The organism is Castellaniella sp. MT123, from assembly GCF_039614765.1.
Lineage (GTDB): Bacteria > Pseudomonadota > Gammaproteobacteria > Burkholderiales > Burkholderiaceae_B > Castellaniella.
Genome location: NZ_CP154879.1, coordinates 3,156,675 through 3,172,811, shown reverse-complemented (window position 1 = coordinate 3,172,811; position 16,137 = coordinate 3,156,675). Strand labels below are relative to the sequence as shown.

Genomic DNA, 16,137 nt, shown 5'->3' with positions numbered 1-16,137 from the left:
CTCAATCGTCCAGGTTCCGGATGTGAATCTCGTAGCCAAAAGCTGTCTGCCGCACCTGCACAGGCCGGCGTCCCCCAGAAGCCTCTTCGTAATCGACACGCGTGACGACCTCGCCCTGTGGGTCCAGCAACTGACGCTGCAAGCCCTCGTCCACCAGATGCCAGCCGGCGGGCAAAACGGCCTGCCACGCGGCGACCGGCCAATAGCTCAGCATGATGTCGGAGAGCACCTGCGCTGCGGGCGGCAAGCCTGGCGCCACGATCTCCTGGCGTGCCTGCAGGCCGCGCTCATCATACTGAACCGTGAAGAGCCGCACGCCTACCATCGACAACCCCACCAGCGACAAGCGTCTGGCATCGGCATCAAGCACAACCATGAGCGCGTGCTCACGCTCCCGGTAGCGGCTGGTAAGCAGCTGATGCGCCTGGATAGCTGGTGTCAGCCCAGCCTGCGGCAGCGATACACGCACGCCGGGCTTGAGCCAGGCTGCGGGATGTACGCCATCAGGCACGCTGGCGCAAGCCGACAGGAGCAGCAGACAGATCAGGACAAACAGGCGTTTCAACATGAAGGATTCGTCGGATGAGACGCTTGGTCGGGCAGCGCCAGAGGGGCCAGCAAGAAGGCCGCGAAAATACCGGCACTGAGCACAATGCCAAAACTGCTGATGGCTCGGGTGCTGCTGAAAACCAGCACACCCAACGTCAGGAGCGTCGTCAGCATTGCCAGCAGTACGGCAAACAGCGAGGTTCGAGGGGTACCTCTGGAATTGCCAAAGAAAATGGTGTAGTTGATGCCAATCCCCAACACCAGCACCAGGGCGAGCAACGAGAACAGATTGGCGCTGCGTCCAAAGAGCGACAGCGCCCCCAGTCCCAGGGCCAGCGACAGCAGCGATGGGACGCTGGTGCGCAGGCCCCGGCGCCATCCCAGCCGGACGATGGATACGACACAGACGCCCCCCAACGCCAGCAGCAGAAGCTGACTGAGCACCTGGCGGTAATGGGCAAACAGCTGATCGAAGGCTGCCTTGCGATCCACCCAGTGGATGCCCGCGGCAGGCTGCGCCAGCGCAGCCAGTGCAGCCTCCTGGCGAACTCCGGCCACGGGCACGAGCACTCCGCTGGCACCATTCGGCAGGCTCAACCACAACAGACGCCAGCCCTGACTGGCGGGGCTGCGCAGCCAGACCTCGGGCTCCAGCGGGGTCAGGCGCGTGTCGGCCTGGGGCATTTCCAGACCCGTGGCCGCCAGTGCCTGCCGCACCTCGGTGGCTGCCGACTGAAGCAGTTGCTGATCCTCCGCCTGCCGGTTCAGGGAATGCAACGGCAAGGCCCGATACGACTGCAGCCAGCCCGCCGCCTGCGCCTGGGCAAGCTGCGGAACGAACGCGTCCAGGCGTTCGAGTGCCTGCTGAGGAGACTGCCCCGCAATCAGGAACCACTTCTGGTCCATGCTCTGGCCAGTCAGTTCAGTGATGTGTCGATCCTGCGCCTGGATGCGGGCGGGAGGCTCCTGGAGCTGCGCAATATCGTCACTGAAGGGCAACCGGCTCAGGGCCAGGACGGCCAACCCGGCCAGCAGCACTGGCACGCCCACGCGCACCAGTCGCCGGGTCCGCCACAGTTGCAGCCACGCATCCAGTTGCCGCAAACACGGGACAGGCGCGGCACGCAGGGGCCTGGCCAGGATCGGGTGCCAGAACACAACCGTGAGGCAGGCTGCGCATAGCCCCGCCGCCGCGAAGACCGCCAGCTGACGGATACCGGGGAATGGCGCCAGCGTGAGCAGCAGATACGCCACTGCACTGGTGCCCAACGCCATGAAAAGCGCCGGGCGCACGCGCCCCATGCTGCACCAGGGCGATTCCTCGACCACCCGCGAGCGGCGCTCGACCAGATAGTACAGGGCATAATCGACCGAAATCCCCACGACACTCAGACTCATTGCCAGCGTCATGAGGTGCACTTCACCAAACAGGGCCACAGTGAGCGTCGTCCCCCACAGGGCGCCCATGCCAACCGACAGGATACAGAGCAGCAAGGGCAGCAGACTGCGAAAAGCCGCCAGTATCAGCAGCACGACCCCCAGAATCGTGACACTGCCAATCACCGTGATATCGTGCCCGGCCTGCTGCGCCGCGTGTTCGCTATAGAACAGACTGCCACGCGAAAGCACGCGGGCCTGAGGATGGTCGGCCAGGAACGCAGTCTCTTCCCGCTGGAACGCGGTCACCAGTGCCTGAGTCTGGCTCACATCGAAACTGGAGGCTTGCAGCTGGGCGGGCAAAAAATACCAGAAACGCCCTTCGGCATCACGCGTGCTCAGCCAGCCATCGACCAGCCGCAGGGACCCTGCCCCCTGCAGAAGCGCCATCTGTGTGCCGCGCACCAGCATCAGGGGGTCACGCGCGATTTCCTGATGGCCCACGCCGGCAAAGGCTGAGTACAACTGCGCCAGTACCCACTGCGCCTGAGCGTTGCCCCCCGCCTGAAGGCGCGCCCGCGTCTGAGCATCCAGCAAGCTATTGCGATAGGTATAGAAGAACTGCAGCCACTGCTGCCGCAGCTGGGGGGTCATGGGCCCTTGCACCTCGAGCACCCCAGGGACTGCCGCCATCCGCGCGCGCCACTGGGCCGCCAGCAGGGGATCAGGCTGAGTGCCCGGGGACAGCATCCAGACCACCTGGCGATCCAGCCGGCGCGTGAACGCCGTTTCGAGCTCGGCTTGCGCCGCATCCTGCGACTGCACCGGCAAAAGCGCCAGCACGCTGCTGTTGATCGGCACGCTCGTCCAGCGGCCCACCAGCCAGAAGGCCGCCGCCAGACACACAGCCAGCCAGAGCAGCGCCGCCCTAAAATTGAAAGTGCTGAGTTTCGGCATTGCTTAAGACATCAGCCCCGGGAAGCGGGTCACTGAAATGAATTTCCGTACGGTCACCCTGGTGGTCTTTCAGCACCACCGTGCGCAAATGCGCCGTGCCGCCCAGATCAATCGCGTCAAACAGACGATCCAGCGGCGATGTCCTGGGCTGCAGATGCAAATGCCAGCCCGAATCAACGGTCTTGAAATCCATCCGGAAATTTTGTTGCAAGGCGGCCTGATCCGCCTGCAAGACCGCTCGCAACAGGCGCACCACGTCAAACATCTGGGGGCTGGAGTCGGCCGTCATCACCTCGGGAGCCTGTCCAGCCACCTGCTGCATCATCCGGGTATCGGTCAGCACCAGCGTCAGGCCAAATGGCTGCTCCTGCTGCCACCACAGGCCACGGTCGCGCGCCATGATCAGGCGCCCGCTGGACTTCAGGGGCTTGGGCATCGTCCCAATCCATCGCGACTGCTCGAACTGCGCCCGCACGACCGGGCGGCTGGCCAGCTGCTGCTGCACCTGGCTCAACGTCCAGGCATGTGACGGCACTGGTGCCAGTCCCAGACACAACAGACTGATCCCTAAACCAACAAACCAGGCCCACATCCGGGCACCGTCCCTGAACCGTCCTTTGGACCGCGCAAGCTGCTTCTGAAAAACGGCCGTCATCATACCTCCGCCATCCTGTCGAGCAGTACCTGGGGGCTGGCCAGGCAGATCTCGCCGGTCGCCATTTCCACCGCCACCTGCCGGGTCTGGGCCGTCGTCAGGCGCTTGCCGGTCTGCGCATCGCGGATCTCATAATCGATGCAGAGACGGTTCTCGTAGTCTCCGATACGCGCACGCACCAGCACCCTCTGTTCATGATGCAAGGCGTGCCGGTAGCGGACCTGAAAATCGATAATGGGCCAGGCATAGCCTGAGTCGCGCATGGCCTTGTAGCCAAAGCCGATCTGATTGAGCACCGCCTCGCGGGCAAGCTCGAAGTAGCGCGCATAGTGGCCGTGCCAGGCGACTCCCATCATATCCACGTCATGAAACGGGATGGTCAGCTCGATCTGAGCCTGTCTGCGATCGCCAGTCATGGCGTCTCCTTGGCTGGATCCGCCTGGTGCGGGGCCTGCCAGAAATCATAAAAATTGAACCAGTCCAGCGGCGAGAGCAAAGCGTAGTGCTCCAGCCGCTGGGCATACCGGTCCACCATAGCCTGCAGACGCTGGGGGCGCTCGCTGCGCGGCATCAGGCGCGGGGCATCGAAAGATTCGCAATGAATCACGCGCTGCGGGCCGTCGCGCAAGGCAAACAGCAGCACCACCGGTGCCCGCAAGGTCGCTGCCAGAACGAAGGGGCCCGCCGAGAACGGGGCCAGGCGGCCCATGAACGCGCCATACACGATGCGCTGGGCCTGCGCCCGCGTGCGCCCGGCCGACAGGCGGTCGCCCAGGATCGCCACCCACTCGCCGGCATCCAGTTTCTGCTGGAGCATGAGCGCCGTCTCTGGCCCCAGCTCGCGCACCGACAGGAGGTGCACGGTAGCCTGCGGCGAGAACTCCTTCAAGATCTGGTTGTAACGTTGGGCGTGATCCGTAAAGACCAGTGCGGTGACGACCTGGCCCGACATCTGCTCCGCCAGTGCGCGGCAGACCTCAAGATCCCCCAGATGCGCGCCCAGGATCAAGGTGCCGCGCCGCATCGAGGGGTGCAGTACCGCCTCTGTCCCAGGGGCCAGCACCACGTCACGCCCCAGCACCAGGTCACCACGCCAGCCGGCAATCTTGTCAAGCATGGCCTGGGCAAAGCGGCGAAAATGCCGGTAACTGTTCAAGCCGCGCGGCAAGGCCATCCCAGTGGCAGCGGCATGCCGGCACACGGCCTCCAGCCACTGCCGGGACGCCCGTCTCGCGGCCCCGGCGGTCAGCCAGTACACCGCCACCACAGGATACAAAGCCAACTCGAAGGCGCCACGCCCCAGGGTCTGGTACAGGCGCATCATGATGCGCATGCCCAGCAGCCCCTTGAGCTCTTCCCGCTGCGCCCAATGGGATGCCCTGCGCCGGGAAAGGAGCTGTGGCAGGCGCCACAACATGCCAAAGAACAGTCGCGTATGCATCCAGCTGATGCGCACGTTATCGCGTACTGCATCGAAATTGGACAGCCCACCCTCGGGATAGATCACACGTGTAGGCACGAAGCGCACCGGCACCCCTTCCCAGTACAGGCGCACCATCACCTCGGGATCGAAATCCATGTAGCGCCCCATGGGCACCCGCTGCACCAGGCTGAGCACCGGTGCCAACGGATAGACCCGAAAGCCGCACATGGCATCCCGGATCTGCAGGGACAAGGTCTCGATCCAGACCCAGACGTGCGTGAGGTAACGGCCATAGCGCCGCGCCTTGGGAATGGACTCGTCGTACACCGGTTGCCCGGAGACCAGCGCATCAGGGTGACGGCGGGCCTCGGCAAGCAACCGGGGAATGTCATCGATCTCGTGCTGGCCATCGGCATCGATTTGCAAAGCGTGCTGGTAACCAGCCTGCCGCGCAGCCTGAAAGCCATGCAGCACCGCCCCACCCTTGCCCTGGTTGGTGGGCAGATGCAGAGCCGTCACCCAGGCATGCTGCCGGTCCAGGGCATTGATCCGCACCCGGGTGGCCAGCTCGCTGCCATCATCGACGATAAAGCAATGCAGGCCAAACGCCGCCAGGCGGTCCAAGACCGCCGGCAGGCTGGCACCGTGGTTGTAGCAGGGAATGACGATACAACACCGCAGGCCGTCCGCACCTGCCGTGCCCCCCGGGGCGCTCGTCACGGGTTTGCCGTTCATGATGTTCCCTGTCCAAGGAAGCGCACCCGGCCTCGACTGATCGGGTGGCGTGTATCGCGATCCTCCAGCTCATACACGAAATCCAGCCGCAGGTGGTCGGCAAGCCAATGCAGGGACAGCCGCAGCGTATCGCCGGGCCGGGCCGGCGACTGAAACTTCACCTGATCCAGGCCGCCGAAGAAAGCCGTGGCACCAAACAGGGCCTGCGCGTAATCCAGCACCCAATCCACCTGGGCCACGCCCGGCAAAATGGGGCATTGCTCGAAATGCCCCTGAAACCAGAACAGATCGTCAGGCAAGTGAAGCCACAGCAGGACCTGGTCCGCTGCCAGCCACTGGCGCCGCACCTCGACCGGCTTCATGGAAAGAGCTCCAGCAGCTGGGGCTGCACGCGCTTGCCCATGCTATTGCAGGGGATGCTTGAGACGACCCGCCAATACCTCGGGATCGCCACGGGTTCGAGCCACCGACGCAACTGCTGGCGCCAGGCTGCTTGCTGACCAGGGCTTTCACCGCATGCTTGCCCATCGGGCGCAGACAGCGTCAACACCACACCCAGTCCCTGCCGCCCGGCCCGGTCGAGATAAACGGCGACGGCATCCCGCACCCCTTCCAGAGCCCGCACGCGGGCCTCGACCTCGTCCAGGGACACGCGCTTCTCTTCGATTTTCACAATGCGGTCACGACGCCCCAGCAGCCGGAAACGGCCATCAGCGTCGAACTCAAGCTGATCTTCCAGCACCTGCCCCTCGGGGGCATCGATGAGTGGCGATTGCACTTGCCAGCCATCCGACAACGCCTGAAACTGGACGGCGCCAAAGGCCTGCCAACGGGCATCCAGCGGTTCGCGTTGGCGCCAGGCCAGCACGCCAGTTTCCGTGCTGCCATAAATTTCATGAGCCACCACCCCCAACCAATCAGCCGCTCGCCGAGCATCGCCCCCCGCCAGTACGCCGCCGGCGGAGAGCAGCCACTGCACATCGGGGGCGTGCAGACGCACATCGAGGCGCTTGAGAAAGGCCGGGCTACTGATGAAGGCCAGCGGCTGATCACAGGGCAGCACGCCCAGCGCTTCCGGGTACAGGATCTGCCTGGCATGCAGCCTCAGCATCAGCGCCATCGGCAGAAAAATCCGGAAGGTGAGCCCATACAAATGTTGATGCGTCACCGAGGCCACGACCGTGCAGCCCGCCAGTTGCACACCAAACTGGGCAGCCAGCCAGGCCGCCTCGCGGTCCATGGCTGCCACGGTCTTCACGACTCGGCGCGGCGCGCCTGTAGATCCCGATGTGAACAGCTCCAGCGAGGCCTGCGGCGAGAGCGGCGGCAGTTCGTCGGTCTGGGTGGCGGAGGTGGCCGACATCGGCGCATCCAGCATAGTCAGGTCGAGTCCGCCCAAGGACCGCTGCAAGGCAGGCCGGTCGGTCAGCATGGCATCGAAGTACGCGCCCTGCTCGCGCAGGGCGGCCTCCTGCAGATTCCCAGGAATGACGGGCGTGCGCCCGGCGTGCAGCGTCGCCAGCAGAGCCACCAGGAAGGCGCCGCTATCGTCGAAGCACAAGGCCCAGCGCTGCTCGGGCCGGGCGTCGAGCTGCCTGACCAGCGCCACCACCTGCGCCCGCAGGCAAGCACGCGAAAGAAGCCGGGTTCCGTTGCGCACAACCACCGCGTCGGTCTGCCGACTCACATTCAACCACGCGGCCATGGGCAATATCCCCATCACATCCCCGCCCGCCGGATCATCCGGTAACGCACGCCATACTCGATCACCATCAGCCCACCCATCAGGCCATAGGCAATACCACCATTCCACAGGGCCCACCAGTCGAGGTCGTTCGAGAGGCAGCTCTGCAATGCCACTGCGGCATTCAGGGCAAAAAAGACGACCCAGACCTGTGTGACCCGGCGGGTATATGTCACCGCGGCTGCGGGCAGATTGGGTGTACGCATCCGGGCAATGCGCTCGATCAATGGCCGACCATGCCACAGCGACACAGCGAACACCGCCAGCAGCACAGCATTAACGACCACCGGATAATACAGAAGCAGGCCCTGCTGACGCAGTAGTAGACTGGCCAGCACCAACGCAGCGCCACCAGCCGTACCAGGCAGGATCAGGGCTCGCAAGGGCGACGCCCCCGCAGCGGCACCACGCAAAGACCATAGACGCGCGAGCAACAGCAGGCCTAGCACCGGTGCCAGCCAGCGCATCTGGCCTCGGGTGATACCCAGCCAGATCAGAACGGGCCAAGCAGCCAGCACAACGCCAGTCACCAGTGCAATCGGCACGGGCATCATGGACCTCACGCGGTCTCGGCGGCGGGATTTTCCTGCAAAAGGGTCTGAACGACCTGCACGACATCCTGCACCGTGCGCACCGATTTGAAGACCTCCGGGCTCACCCGGCGACCTGTTTTTTTCTGCAGGTGAACCACCATGTCCACGGCATCGATACTGTCGAGCTCGAGATCTTCATAAAGTCGAGCCTCAGGCGTAACCTGTTCGGGCGCAAGGTCGAATAGCTGCACGAGCAAGGTCGAAATTTCGTCCAGAAGCGCAGCGGAATCCAGCGTGGTCAGGGTGTTCATGCTGCTTGCCCCTCGATAAACTGGGCCAAAGTCGCCACCGAGCGAAAGTGACGGCGGGTGTCTTCCGCCTCGGCTGTCAGTACAACGCCGAAGCGATTCTTCACGGCCAGCCCCAGCTCGAGCGCATCGATGGAATCAAGCCCCAGGCCGTCCCCAAATAGTGGCGCCTGCGTATCGATATCGTCGGTGGACATGCCTTCGAGGTTCAGAGTCTCGATGATGAGTATCTTGATTTGTTGGATCAGGTCTTGCATGGAACGATCTCTAGGAGAGACCCTGGAGGCTCTGCGTCAGGCGGTCGGTCAGCTCGCGCGTCAGCTGGCGGGCCGCCAATGAGGGCTCGGGTCGGGTATCGGAAAACAGTGTGTCGGGATTCAGGCGTTCGCCGACAGAAACAGTGAAGACAGGCTTGCGGGCTGGGACATCGTACCAGTGGCTATGCTTGGCCAGAATGGCTTCACTGCAATGAATCGCAACCAGGCGTACGTCGCTTGGGCAGCGCACGGCCACCTGGGCCGCGCCGCGCTGCAAGCGGAGGCCCTCCCCTGGTCGGGTACGCGTGCCTTCCGGAAAAATCAGGATACAGGCCCCTTGCAACAGACGCGCACGGCAATCCTCCAGAAAGGTGTCGGCCCGGTTGTTGACCAGATAGCCCGCGGCCCGAATGACGCCGCTAAAAAACGGATTGGACAGCACATCCGCCTTGACCACGCAATCAAGCGTTGGCACGATTGCGGCCAGCATGACGTAATCGATGAGGGTGGGGTGGTTGGCCACCACCAGACAGCCCCGGTCTGCTCGCAGCTTCTCGGCCCCCCGCAGGCGAAACTCAAGTACCCCCAGCCGCGCGGAGGCCCAGAGAAAAAAACGAAAACTCATGGAAACCAGGTGCCGGGCCCATTGACGGCGACGCGTGCCACGATGCAGCAGCAAGGCGGACAGCAGCAGCGTCAGTAATAAGCCGCCCAGACCAAACATCAGAAAGCAGAACCCGGTCATGACCAGGCGCCAGCACCAGCCGAGAGCCTGCGAAATAGTCACTGCGTACGGCTCCAGTGCCAGCAATGCGACTGCCCCTGCACATCATGATCGCGCCGTTCCCGCACCAGCGCCTGCAACCATTGCAGACTCTGAGGCAAAGCACCAGCCACTGCCACACGGTCAGCCACGTCGGACGGCTGAGGCTGACAGGACCAGTCCGAGCCAGGTGCCAGCAACAGGCACACCGCGTATGGCGCCACGGCAAGCTTCACCCCTACCTGCTTCTGATAGAAATCGGGAATGCGTCCCTCGAAGTCGGCCAGCAAAACCCGCTGGTGGCCCGCCTGAAAGAACCCCATCACCTCGAAGAGCGCCTGCTGAAAGGTGTCGACCCCGGCTGACAAGGAAGCGCTGACCAGCGGCTGGCCAGCGACGATCGTGCAGGTGCCTGCCGCCGCGTTATGAACTGACATGGTGAAATCGGTGGGTGATACCGGGTTCATGGCAGCGAGCGCCTGCAGGATGCGGTCATTGCGTTCAAGCTCGCCATGCTGACTGCACAGGACCAGCGCGTCCGCCTTCTGGCTAGCCAGAAGGCTCAGTACGCCATCGACCACCAGCCGATCGCCCGCCCCCAGGCGCCTCGCTGCCATCATGGACAGATGCCGCATGGGGGCCGCCGCATCCACGAGATCGTCAGACAGCGCCTGCGACTGTGGCAGCCACCCGGCGCAGTCGGCCAACGGCACGCGTGCGTGCCAGCCCGACAGACGAAAGTGAATACCACCCATCTCGATTTCCTTACTGAGAGGTTGCCTTGCGGCACACCAGCAATGTGTGCCCCACCCCTAGACCATTGAATTGCGACTCGAGCTCGAGTCCGGCCTGCCGGATGAGGTTCATAAACTGCTCGGCCCCATAAAAGCGGCTGGTGCCATTGGCCAGGCAGGTGAAATAAAGGGACGAGGCATTCAGGCTGAATGCACCAGCCTCGTAGGGCTGGCGGTCCCAGAACAGCTCCATGATGCACAGGCGCGCTTGCGGTTGCATGGCAGCCGCGGTCTTGTGCAAGATGGACACAATCTGCGCTTCAGAGAAGCAGTCCAGAAACTGACTCATCCACCAGACGTCGGCTTCGCCTGGCAAATCAACCTCGCGCAGCAGATCGACCGCGTGCAAATGGATGCGCTCGGCCATGCCATGGGCTGCAACATTATCGCCTGCCAAAGCAATCTGTTCAGGCAAGTCCAGAATCGTTACCTGGACATCCGTATCGTACTCGCAACAACACAGGGCCCACTTGCCGGTATTGCCACCCACATCATAGACATGGCGGGGCTTCAGGGCGAAGACCTTGGGCAAGGCAGCCTTGAAGGCGCCATCCGAATAGAAATGGTCAAAGCCAAACCAGCTTTCCCTGGCCTTCTGCGGTAGACGACTGAGCAGGGGATAGATCGTGGTGCCTTCACCAAACCCGGACAGACCAGCTGGCCGCCCTTCGCGCAAAGAGGTCGTGAGTTCGGCCAGCCCCTGATAACAGACATCCCGCGTGAAGCGCAGGTTGACCCGGGTCATGGGGTCATGCACCAGGAAGTGGCCAATCTTGCCTAGACAGTACTGGTCGTCCCGGCGATACAGGATGCGGGCACTGAGTGCCAGATCCAGCAGCACCCCGACAGCGTAGCGATCCAGTGAGCACTGCTCGCAGATTTCATCCTGGGTAGCCCCCTGGCTGCGACGGCTCGATAGAAAATCCAGTATGCCCAGCTCGCACAAGCTGCTGGCCGCCTGAAATACCATCGGGGCAAAGGCAATTTTCTGGGCCTCGGTGATCGCCTCGAGCGCCGTTAAAGAGTCGGCGTCGTACCCGTAATGCGAAGAATCATTCATGCACTTGTCGCGTGGGCCTGCGGCCGCCAAGCCTGCTGCCCAACCACGATCCGAAATATCAGTTGGAGTTGCTCAAGGCGAGGCGGCGCTGGATGTCGATATCCAGATTGCGTACCCACTGACCGTACTTGCGATGAATCTTGCCATTGGCAGCCTTCATGTTACGACTGCTGACATAATTGATCTCGTAGCTGCTTGTGCTGTAGGTGATGCGTACCTGCACTTCATGATCCCGCGTGAGCAGCTTTCCATCGATGATCCCCGGCGACACCTGCTTCATGATCCACTGCCGATCAAGTCCACCCTGAATGATGGCGTCTTTGACCACGGTGAGACTGCTTGCGTGAATGGTGGTGATCTGTGTCTGTTGCAGAGGCACGGTCTGCTGACAGGCAACCAGGCCCAATGCGCAGACGACGATAGCCAGAACACGATAAAAACGATTCATGAAACCCCCTTGTGAGACATGAAAACGCCATGCGTACCCTGCTGTCAGGGCTGGCCGCACGGCGTGCGCGATGGTAGAGACCGCGCATTGTACCAACAAGTAAATGTCGTGTTAAAACGCGACCAATCGTATCCGCCGTGATGGATACGGCTCGCCATGAGTCAAGCGCGGATCACAGCCGCATATGCGTGCATGCGCTGGCGGCGCTGCAACGGATTCAGGGGAACCCGACCATGCCGGCTACGCCGCGCGCAAGGGATACCCAATCTTTAGACACATACCCGAAATCGTCTATATCTCAGACCCGATGTGCTCTTGGACATCGGCTTTCTTGCTATCCTGTTCGCTGCCATCAACCGGGCGAATGATCTCTGCAGCTGAAAAAAAGGAATCAACGGTCGATTTTTATGGATGCGAATACCGTCGGCTCACGTGATCAGTCGCTATTCATGTATTTCAATATATCCCCCAGGGCTGCCCAGATGACGAAATCTGTATTCTCGATTGTGCTGGCTGGTACCCTGATATTTTTTTCAGCCGCTGTGTCCTCGGCGCCAATGCCTTCATGGTTTGATGGCGCTCAGCCGAACAACGACGCCCGGGTCGCCCTGGCGGTATTGGCTGATGCGCAGTCCCAGGGCTTGCGGCCACGGGACTATCGCGCATCCGAACTTGCACAGGCCTTCGAGCGCGCATCGCAGACGGCGCCCGTCCCGGGGGTGCTGGCAAAGCTGGACACCGACCTGACTTCCGCGCTCGAACATTACCTGGCCGACCTGGTCCAGGGCCGTCTCAGCCCCGAGGTTTTGAAGCATCGGTTCAAGGCTCCGCCGCTGAATCGATTCGACGCCCATGCCTATGTGCTCCAGGCCCGTCAATCGGGTCGTCTGGCGCAGGCCCTGAACGAGGCTCCGCCTCGGGTTCCGATGTACGAGTCGCTCCGGCTGATCATGAATGCCTATCGAGCTTTAGGTGATCCCGCGGCCTGGAAAAGGCCGCTGCCGCCACTGCCGGCCCGTTCTGTACGGCCCGGCCAGGCCTATGCAGGACTTGCCGTCATCGCCGAACGCCTGGCAATCCTGGGTGATCTTCCGGCGCCCGCGGTGGCGACCGAATCCTACGAGGGTGGCCTGGTGGAAGGGGTCCGCAAGTTTCAGGAACGGCATGGTCTGGAGGCGGACGGTGTGCTGGGCCCGGCGACATTGGCACAACTGAATGTGACTCCGGCGCAGCGCGTCGAGCAGATGGCGCTGACCCTGGAACGTCTGCGCTGGACCCCCTTGCTGTATGCGCCCCGCATGATCGTGGTGAATATCCCCGAATTTATATTGCGGGCCTATGAGCTGCAGGAAAACAAGATCAGGCTGGATCTGGAAATGCGTGTGGTGGTGGGCAAGGCGCTGGATACACGCACGCCGATTTTCCTGGAGGAAATGCGCTTTATCGAGTTCAGCCCGTACTGGAATGTGCCGCGCTCGATTGCACTTGGCGAAACGCTTCCACGTCTGCGCCGCGATCCCGGCTATTTTGCGCAGCAGGGATTCGAGTTCGTCTCCGGCGACGGAAAAGTCGTCAATGCCCTGTCGCCCGAAGCGATCGATGCCGTACAGCGGGGCGAATGGCGTATCCGCCAAAGACCGGGGCCGCGCAATGCGATGGGCGACATCAAGTTCATCTTTCCGAACGATCAGAACATTTACCTGCACTACACGTCCGCGCCAGAATTGTTTTCACGCGCACGTCGCGATTTCAGCCATGGCTGCATTCGCATTGAAACACCCGTCGCGCTGGCGCAGTTCGTACTGCACAACCACCCGGAATGGACCCAGCAACGGATTGTCGATGCCATGGAGAGCGGGCAGTCGCGCACCTTGCGTCTGGATCACCCTGTCCCGGTCCTGATCGCCTACAGCACCGTCGTCGTGAGGAGCGATGGTAAAGTGTACTTTTTTCCCGATATATATCATCAGGATGCGCGCCTGAAGCAGGCGTTGCACGGCACCCAGCCGAGTCCCTGAAACCGTTGGGCACGGGGCGTTACCCGCAGCAGGACGCAGCCGATGATGACAATGCAATCATGAATTTGAAGACCAACCCCGCGCGCCGACGTTTTCTTGCGGCGGCATCGGGCACGACCGTGCTATGCGCTTTTCCCATGATCGCCAGGGCGACTTCGGTGGGGACGTCGATGCGCGAGTTGGCCATGGACCATACCCACACGCACGAAAAAATCGACCTGACCTACGCAGTGGGAAGCCGGTATGTGCCGCAGGCGCTGGTCGATCTGAATCACTTTTTGCGTGATCATTATTCAGGCCTGGTCGGTCATATGGACCCGGGTGTTTACGACATCATGCACGCGGTGCGCGTCGCTTTGGGGGCCAGCGCCCCCTACCAGATTATTTCCGGCTACCGGGCACCCCAGACGAACGAACGCCTGCGCACCACGCGCGGCGGAGGCGTGGCCAAAAGCAGCCTGCACATGGTTGGCAAGGCGGTGGATCTGCGCATACCCGGTGTTCCGCTTGCAGAGCTGCGCGATGCGGCCCTGGAACTGAAGGCGGGCGGGGTCGGCTACTACCCAGGCAGCGCCTTTGTCCATGTCGACACCGGTAGGGTTCGGTCTTGGAGCGGCTGACGCGTAGCGCTCGACTACCCATCTCATACGGGCCTGAGATTGATGCGTTGCTCGATCTGTCTCATGGATGCCAAGACTTCATCGAAGTCCGGCGCGGGACCGAAGATCATGGCTATTGTGTTGGCGTAGTCACGCCGGAGTGCATCGATCATGGCGTCAGACGGTGCGATGGCAAAGCTGCCGACAGTAGCCGAAGCAAGATCGTAATCCGGGCGATCGAAAAACATCCGCGCATGGCGAACACAGTCAGCGCCTAGCTCAGAGTTCTCGATTACGGACTTGCTGAGCTCTGATTCAAACAGGCAATGCAGATCGTAGTAATGCCGCGAGACGCGCTGCCCCTCTTGCCGGAGGATGCCTCGTCGATCGTACCAGCGACGCAAGCCGTGGGTAATCACCACCTTGTCCCAGAACGTACGTGCGGCGTCGATGGTGGTTACATCGTGAACGGCCAGATCCAGTCCTGGTACCTCCTCAGCGATGTAGGGTTGAATCGTGACAGAGTTGTTCGGGTCAAGCGCTGACTTCGCGCCGGACTCGATTCGTACCGCAGGTCTCACATAAGCCCCATCCCGAGGTTCAACTTCGGGATACCAGACCAACAGGGTCTGGCCATCAGGATCTGCAGGATCGATCTCGATGCGACCGGTGCCGCGGGTTGCATCGGCAATCTGCTCGCTGAGAAAAGCACGCAGTGGGCCAGTGATGTAGGCACGGCAAGCGTCACGGATGGCATTAAGCCTGGCACGGCGCTTCTTGCTTGAAAGCGCCTCCAACTCTTCTACTGACGCGGCCGCATCCAAGTCATCGCGGAAGACCGTGACATCGATGTCTTCGGAGAATCGCTGAATCAGGTCATAGGCTTTCGACAATGATGTGCCGCCCTTGAACAGCAGCCGTGGCCCTGCAGCAGGCCGCTCGTGATACAGCGCGTTCAGTGTCCAGCAGACCCAGAAATCTTTTTCGACATTGCCGATAGGTGTGCCCAATCGGTTGGCTGTCGTGAGAAACAGATCCTGCCTGTCTTGTGGCGAGGCACTGATGATCTGTTGATACGCTGATGTACTCATGTGCCTGCCTCGTTAGAATCTGCCGACATCAGCAGTCCACGCAAAAACGTTTGCATCCATATAGGCAGTGTGAAGAGCCCCAAGCGCAAATCCTCCTTGATTGCCTTGCCGTGTTGAGGGTCGTTGAGCAAACGTAGCAAGCTGGCCCCGATACGTTGACGCTCGGTGTCCTCCGACAACATATCTTGCATCCAATACAAGGCCTGAACGACGCGCATTGCTGGCCGGCCAGCCCAATAGAGACGGCTGGGCGCTGCATACTTGAAATGGATTTCCTGCCTGCCGAGCTTAATGGGTTTGAGTCGGGCATCAATCAACACTTCAATCCGTGCTGGTACTGCCGTCGTGAAGCCCAAGTCGTTGGCGGCAGTCATTCCGTCCACAACGGTACGGGCCTGATCCCGGCGAGCAACCGCCCTGATGACTGCCCGATAGTCGGGGGTCGTGAGCTGGCCGGTCAGCGTATTTTTGCGTGGCAAGTCATAAAGGCCACGGTCAATGCGACGCAGTTCGCCCGCATTGGCTAGGCGCTGCAGCGTTTTGTCGATAGCCGAACGGTTTCCAAGATCAACAAAGTCCCCTGGCGTCCAGACTTCAGCTGAGTTGGACTTGATCCGATTGATGATCTGGGATTTGAGGTCGGAGCCTGGGAATGCGCTGTTCATGTCCGAAGAATGACATATTTTTCGGACATATAAAAGGGCTGATGGTGCCCGGGGCCGGAATCGAACCGGCACGCCTTGCGGCGGGGGATTTTGAGTCCCCTGCGTCTACCAATTTCACCACCCGGGCAAGGGTCGGGGCGACAGAGCGATCACCCCGGAAA

At 61.9% G+C, this 16,137-nt stretch carries 18 protein-coding genes and 1 tRNA gene; 2 read left to right on the top strand and 17 right to left on the bottom strand.

The genetic code is table 11. The features are described from left to right. Position 1: 1 nt before the first annotated feature. From ABCV34_RS14945 to ABCV34_RS14880, 14 genes are read right to left on the bottom strand one after another with little or no spacing between them, the layout of a single operon-like run. The gene (locus tag ABCV34_RS14945; protein WP_345797005.1) at positions 2–568 is read right to left on the bottom strand and encodes a DUF3261 domain-containing protein; all 567 of its coding nucleotides are present in this window, start codon (positions 566–568) and stop codon (positions 2–4) included. After that, entirely contained in the window at positions 562–2,883 is a 2,322-nt protein-coding gene (locus ABCV34_RS14940; RefSeq protein ID WP_345797004.1) for an MMPL family transporter, read from the bottom strand. Before ABCV34_RS14940 ends, ABCV34_RS14945 begins: the two co-directional genes overlap by 7 nt. After that, positions 2,855–3,541 (bottom strand): outer membrane lipoprotein carrier protein LolA, encoded by a 687-nt coding sequence (locus ABCV34_RS14935; RefSeq protein ID WP_345797003.1) that lies wholly within the window; start codon positions 3,539–3,541, stop codon positions 2,855–2,857. The genes ABCV34_RS14940 and ABCV34_RS14935 overlap by 29 nt, the downstream gene beginning before the upstream one ends. Next, entirely contained in the window at positions 3,538–3,954 is a 417-nt protein-coding gene (locus tag ABCV34_RS14930; protein WP_345797002.1) for a thioesterase family protein, read from the bottom strand. Before ABCV34_RS14930 ends, ABCV34_RS14935 begins: the two co-directional genes overlap by 4 nt. Then, positions 3,951–5,696, bottom strand: coding sequence for a glycosyltransferase (locus ABCV34_RS14925; RefSeq protein WP_345797001.1), 1,746 nt, complete (start codon positions 5,694–5,696; stop codon positions 3,951–3,953). The genes ABCV34_RS14930 and ABCV34_RS14925 overlap by 4 nt, the downstream gene beginning before the upstream one ends. After that, on the bottom strand, positions 5,693–6,058 hold the full coding sequence (locus tag ABCV34_RS14920; protein ID WP_345797000.1) for a hypothetical protein: 366 nt from the start codon (positions 6,056–6,058) through the stop codon (positions 5,693–5,695). The genes ABCV34_RS14925 and ABCV34_RS14920 overlap by 4 nt, the downstream gene beginning before the upstream one ends. Then, a complete protein-coding gene (locus ABCV34_RS14915) occupies positions 6,055–7,401 on the bottom strand; it encodes an AMP-binding protein (protein ID WP_345796999.1) in 1,347 nt (448 codons plus the stop codon). The genes ABCV34_RS14920 and ABCV34_RS14915 overlap by 4 nt, the downstream gene beginning before the upstream one ends. Positions 7,402–7,415: 14 nt before the next feature. Continuing rightward, positions 7,416–7,994 carry a hypothetical protein gene (locus ABCV34_RS14910; protein WP_345796998.1) on the bottom strand — a complete coding sequence of 193 codons (579 nt, stop codon included), beginning with the start codon at positions 7,992–7,994 and terminating at the stop codon, positions 7,416–7,418. A gap of 5 nt (positions 7,995–7,999) precedes the next feature. Then, positions 8,000–8,284: an acyl carrier protein gene (locus ABCV34_RS14905; protein ID WP_345796997.1), complete on the bottom strand. Its 285-nt coding sequence runs from the start codon at positions 8,282–8,284 to the stop codon at positions 8,000–8,002. After that, the gene (locus ABCV34_RS14900) at positions 8,281–8,538 is read right to left on the bottom strand and encodes a phosphopantetheine-binding protein (RefSeq protein ID WP_345796996.1); all 258 of its coding nucleotides are present in this window, start codon (positions 8,536–8,538) and stop codon (positions 8,281–8,283) included. Before ABCV34_RS14900 ends, ABCV34_RS14905 begins: the two co-directional genes overlap by 4 nt. Before the next feature lie 10 nt (positions 8,539–8,548). Further along, positions 8,549–9,325 carry a lysophospholipid acyltransferase family protein gene (locus ABCV34_RS14895; RefSeq protein WP_345796995.1) on the bottom strand — a complete coding sequence of 259 codons (777 nt, stop codon included), beginning with the start codon at positions 9,323–9,325 and terminating at the stop codon, positions 8,549–8,551. Further along, complete coding sequence (locus ABCV34_RS14890) at positions 9,322–10,056, bottom strand: beta-ketoacyl synthase chain length factor (protein WP_345796994.1); 735 nt, start codon at positions 10,054–10,056, stop codon at positions 9,322–9,324. Before ABCV34_RS14890 ends, ABCV34_RS14895 begins: the two co-directional genes overlap by 4 nt. Before the next feature lie 10 nt (positions 10,057–10,066). Then, positions 10,067–11,155 (bottom strand): methyltransferase, encoded by a 1,089-nt coding sequence (locus ABCV34_RS14885; protein ID WP_345796993.1) that lies wholly within the window; start codon positions 11,153–11,155, stop codon positions 10,067–10,069. Between the two features lie 58 nt (positions 11,156–11,213). Further along, positions 11,214–11,603 (bottom strand): hypothetical protein, encoded by a 390-nt coding sequence (locus ABCV34_RS14880; protein ID WP_345796992.1) that lies wholly within the window; start codon positions 11,601–11,603, stop codon positions 11,214–11,216. 557 nt (positions 11,604–12,160) lie between these two features. Between ABCV34_RS14880 and ABCV34_RS14875 the strand changes: the two genes are divergently transcribed. Next, entirely contained in the window at positions 12,161–13,621 is a 1,461-nt protein-coding gene (locus ABCV34_RS14875) for a L,D-transpeptidase family protein (protein ID WP_345796991.1), read from the top strand. Positions 13,622–13,758: 137 nt separating this feature from the next. Beyond that, complete coding sequence (locus ABCV34_RS14870) at positions 13,759–14,241, top strand: DUF882 domain-containing protein (RefSeq protein ID WP_345798803.1); 483 nt, start codon at positions 13,759–13,761, stop codon at positions 14,239–14,241. Positions 14,242–14,264: 23 nt separating this feature from the next. Here ABCV34_RS14870 and ABCV34_RS14865 read toward each other — a convergent pair whose 3' ends face one another. The 3 genes from ABCV34_RS14865 to ABCV34_RS14855 all read right to left on the bottom strand — a co-directional run bounded on the left by ABCV34_RS14865 (position 14,265) and on the right by ABCV34_RS14855 (position 16,103). Next, complete coding sequence (locus tag ABCV34_RS14865; protein ID WP_345796990.1) at positions 14,265–15,311, bottom strand: nucleotidyl transferase AbiEii/AbiGii toxin family protein; 1,047 nt, start codon at positions 15,309–15,311, stop codon at positions 14,265–14,267. Next, positions 15,308–15,976: a DUF6088 family protein gene (locus ABCV34_RS14860; protein ID WP_345796989.1), complete on the bottom strand. Its 669-nt coding sequence runs from the start codon at positions 15,974–15,976 to the stop codon at positions 15,308–15,310. The genes ABCV34_RS14865 and ABCV34_RS14860 overlap by 4 nt, the downstream gene beginning before the upstream one ends. 42 nt (positions 15,977–16,018) lie before the next feature. After that, positions 16,019–16,103: transfer RNA gene (locus tag ABCV34_RS14855), tRNA-Leu, on the bottom strand. Between the last annotated feature and the right edge of the window lie 34 nt (positions 16,104–16,137).